This is a genomic window from Ruegeria sp. AF8, assembly GCF_056541825.1.
Map to the genome: position 1 here is coordinate 1 of NZ_JBQFYW010000057.1, position 2692 is coordinate 2692.

The window sequence follows — 2692 nt, forward strand, 5'->3', positions numbered from 1 at the left end:
ACACAAACAGGCCGGACAGACGAAGGTACTGACGAAAATGACCGCAGAAATCACCAGAAAACACTTGCAATGCAGGAGCCACCCACAGACGTCGTTCGACCTTGATCACCATCGCTGCGGTGCGGCTCATCAGAGGAGACATTCGCTGCGCGAGCAAAGCTCGAAGACAGGCGGAGTTCAGAAGAGCGGACAATGCTGTCGATTGCAAAGAAGGTGAGAAAGTCGGGGAATCATCACGCGCCACAATTGCTTTGGAACGAGGCGGCGGACTTGAGTGCTCTTCCGCCCTGTTAGCTACGATTGTTCCTTCAACCAATTCCTGACTGTTGCCACAACTTCAGGTTTCCTGGGGGCTCGAGGGGCCACCACGTAATATCCCTCTTCCGTCGTCACCGAGAAATCGAACGGCTGGCAAAGCCGGCCAGATTGAAGATCAGCCTCGACAAATTCCCGGTTCGTCAGCACCACGCCTTGTCGGGCAATTGCAGCATCAATCGCGAGCGATGTTTGGCTGAACGCCATTGTCTTCAGAGCCGAAACAGGCTGATCGCCAAGTGCGGCTTCGAGAAACAGGGGCCATTGGCCATGAGTGTCCTCCAGCAGTACCTGGGTCAACAGGTCTTGCGGGGAACGGATCGGGTTCGAGCCATCGGCAAGGTCCGGATGGCAGACCGCAATCAGCTCTGCATTGAACAGCGGCTCGGCCAGAAGGCCCGGCCCGAAGGGAGGTTTGCCCTGACGGATCGCAATGTCGACTCCATCTGTCTGGAAATTCGCAAGCGCGTTCGATGCGTCCGTGCGAACGCGAATCTCGGGGTGATCCAGGGCAAGTGTCCCCAGTTTTGGCACCAGCCACTTTGTTGCAAAAGAGGGGGTGGAGCTGATTGTCACCACGGTGTCCTGAGGCGACAGATTGGCTGTTGCTTCGGCCATCATCTCGAAGGCGCGGCGGATCGGGGGAAGGTATTTCCGGCCTTCATCCGTCAATGACAATCCGCGGGCTTGTCGTTCAAACAGCTTGATTTTCAACAACTCTTCAAGCGCGCGCACTTGTTGCGCAACGGCGCCCTGGGTGACACCAAGCTCTTCCGCCGCAAGCCGGAAATTCAGATGACGCCCCGAAGCCTCGAAAGCCTTCAAAGAGTTCAATGGTGGTAGCTTGCGCATGGTACTTGCTCCAAGGGAGTAGAATTTCTACAGCGTTAAGACAGAATTACTGATTGGTCAAATGCTGTGATAGGCCCGATGTTGGACCCAGACGGATACAACGAGGTTCACGGAGACGGAAAATGGCTGACAAGAAAGTAGCGATCATTATGGGCGGCGGCAGCGGCATGGGAGCAGACAGCGCCCGTCGGCTTGCGGCTGACGGCTTCAATGTCGCCATTCTGTCTTCGTCGGGCAAGGGCGAGGCTCTGGCACAGGAATTGGGCGGTATCGGCGTGACCGGCACCAACAAATCCAGCGCGGACATGCAGAAGCTCGTCGATGCGGCAATGGAGAAATGGGGCCGCGTCGATGTGCTGGTCAACTCTGCCGGTCACGGTCCGCGCGCGCCGGTGCTGGAAATCAGCGACGACGACTGGCACGAGGGCATGGAGGTTTACTTCCTGAATTCTGTACGTGCCACGCGGATTGTCGCGCCGATTATGCTTGAACAAAAATCGGGCACGATCATCAACATCTCGACCTTTGCGGCGTTTGAACCCGATGCGGTCTTCCCGACCTCGGGCGTGATGCGGGCGGGGCTTGCGGCCTATACCAAGCTGTTTGCCGACAAATACGCCGCCGACAACGTGCGTATGAACAACGTCTTGCCGGGCTTCATTGACAGCCTGCCAGAAAACCCGGATTTTCTGGCAAAGATCCCGATGGAGCGGTACGGCAAATCGTATGACGAAATTGCCGCGACCGTGGCTTTCCTGGCTTCGGAAGGCGGCGCCTATATAACTGGCCAGAACATCCGCGTGGATGGCGGTGTTACACGCTCGGTCTGATCCGAGTTCCAGCGACGAAAGACAACATCATGAAACCGACTTCGAAAGACTCCTCTTGGGAGATGGATCTCCCTGTGTTTTCAGCAACCCCGAAGCACGATGCCTATGACGTCGTGATTATCGGTGGCGCCACGATGGGGACCTGCACCGCGTGGTTCCTCGGCTCGAATCCTGACTTCAACGGCAAGGTTCTTGTGGTCGAGCCCGACCCGACCTTCTCAAAGGCCCAAACCGGGGCCTCAAACAACTGCATGCGCCAGCAATTTGCCAACCCAATTAACGTGAAGATTGGGCAATATGGGGATCGAGTGCGGCTGAGTGCTAGATCCCCCTTTAAGCGTTTTTCACCCTCATTTGCCGCCAGTGATATTCCCCAGTGAGGATGATGTGCGCCCAGCCAAGAGGCGATATGTGGGCAAGGAGATATTCTGGCGTTTTCAAACCGCGCTTTTTCCGCTGAGCGACCGCCATGCCGATCTGTTTTGTATTCCAGTAGATGATGATTGCGGTGAGCAGGTTCAGTCCTGCAATGCGGAAGTGCTGCCCCTCGGTGGTTCTGTCTCGTATTTCCCCCTGCCGCCCGATACGAAGTGCATTCTTCAGTGCGTGATGAGCCTCACCCTTATTGAGACCGATTTGAGCGCGGCGCTGCATGTCGGTATCGAGGAGCCATTCGATGATAAACAACGTGCGCT

The 2692-nt window shown here is 56.4% G+C and carries 4 protein-coding genes; 2 read left to right on the top strand and 2 right to left on the bottom strand.

Annotated features, from left to right (window positions below; genetic code table 11):
* Window positions 1-294 precede the first annotated feature (294 nt).
* Window positions 295-1167 carry a transcriptional regulator GcvA gene (gene gcvA, locus ACR0AO_RS25270; protein WP_480609737.1) on the bottom strand — a complete coding sequence of 291 codons (873 nt, stop codon included), beginning with the start codon at window positions 1165-1167 and terminating at the stop codon, window positions 295-297.
* 122 nt (window positions 1168-1289) lie between these two features.
* Here gcvA and ACR0AO_RS25275 point away from each other — a divergent pair, with 122 nt between their 5' ends.
* Together ACR0AO_RS25275 and ACR0AO_RS25280 are read left to right on the top strand one after the other, a co-directional pair.
* Window positions 1290-1997 (top strand): SDR family oxidoreductase, encoded by a 708-nt coding sequence (locus ACR0AO_RS25275; protein ID WP_480609740.1) that lies wholly within the window; start codon window positions 1290-1292, stop codon window positions 1995-1997.
* Between the two features lie 29 nt (window positions 1998-2026).
* On the top strand, window positions 2027-2377 hold the full coding sequence (locus tag ACR0AO_RS25280) for an FAD-dependent oxidoreductase (RefSeq protein WP_480609743.1): 351 nt from the start codon (window positions 2027-2029) through the stop codon (window positions 2375-2377).
* Here ACR0AO_RS25280 and ACR0AO_RS25285 read toward each other — a convergent pair.
* Window positions 2331-2692, bottom strand: a 362-nt coding sequence (locus ACR0AO_RS25285) for a Tn3 family transposase (protein ID WP_480609746.1), incomplete at its 5' end; no start/stop codon positions are given. The genes ACR0AO_RS25280 and ACR0AO_RS25285 overlap by 47 nt on opposite strands.

What these genes read in the sequence shown, in the direction of transcription:
- gcvA (WP_480609737.1), bottom strand. Translation starts at nt 1,167, where the DNA reads ATGCGCAAGCTACCACCATTGAACTCTTTGAAGGCTTTCGAGGCTTCG.
- ACR0AO_RS25275 (WP_480609740.1), top strand. Translation starts at nt 1,290, where the DNA reads ATGGCTGACAAGAAAGTAGCGATCATTATGGGCGGCGGCAGCGGCATG.
- ACR0AO_RS25280 (WP_480609743.1), top strand. Translation starts at nt 2,027, where the DNA reads ATGAAACCGACTTCGAAAGACTCCTCTTGGGAGATGGATCTCCCTGTG.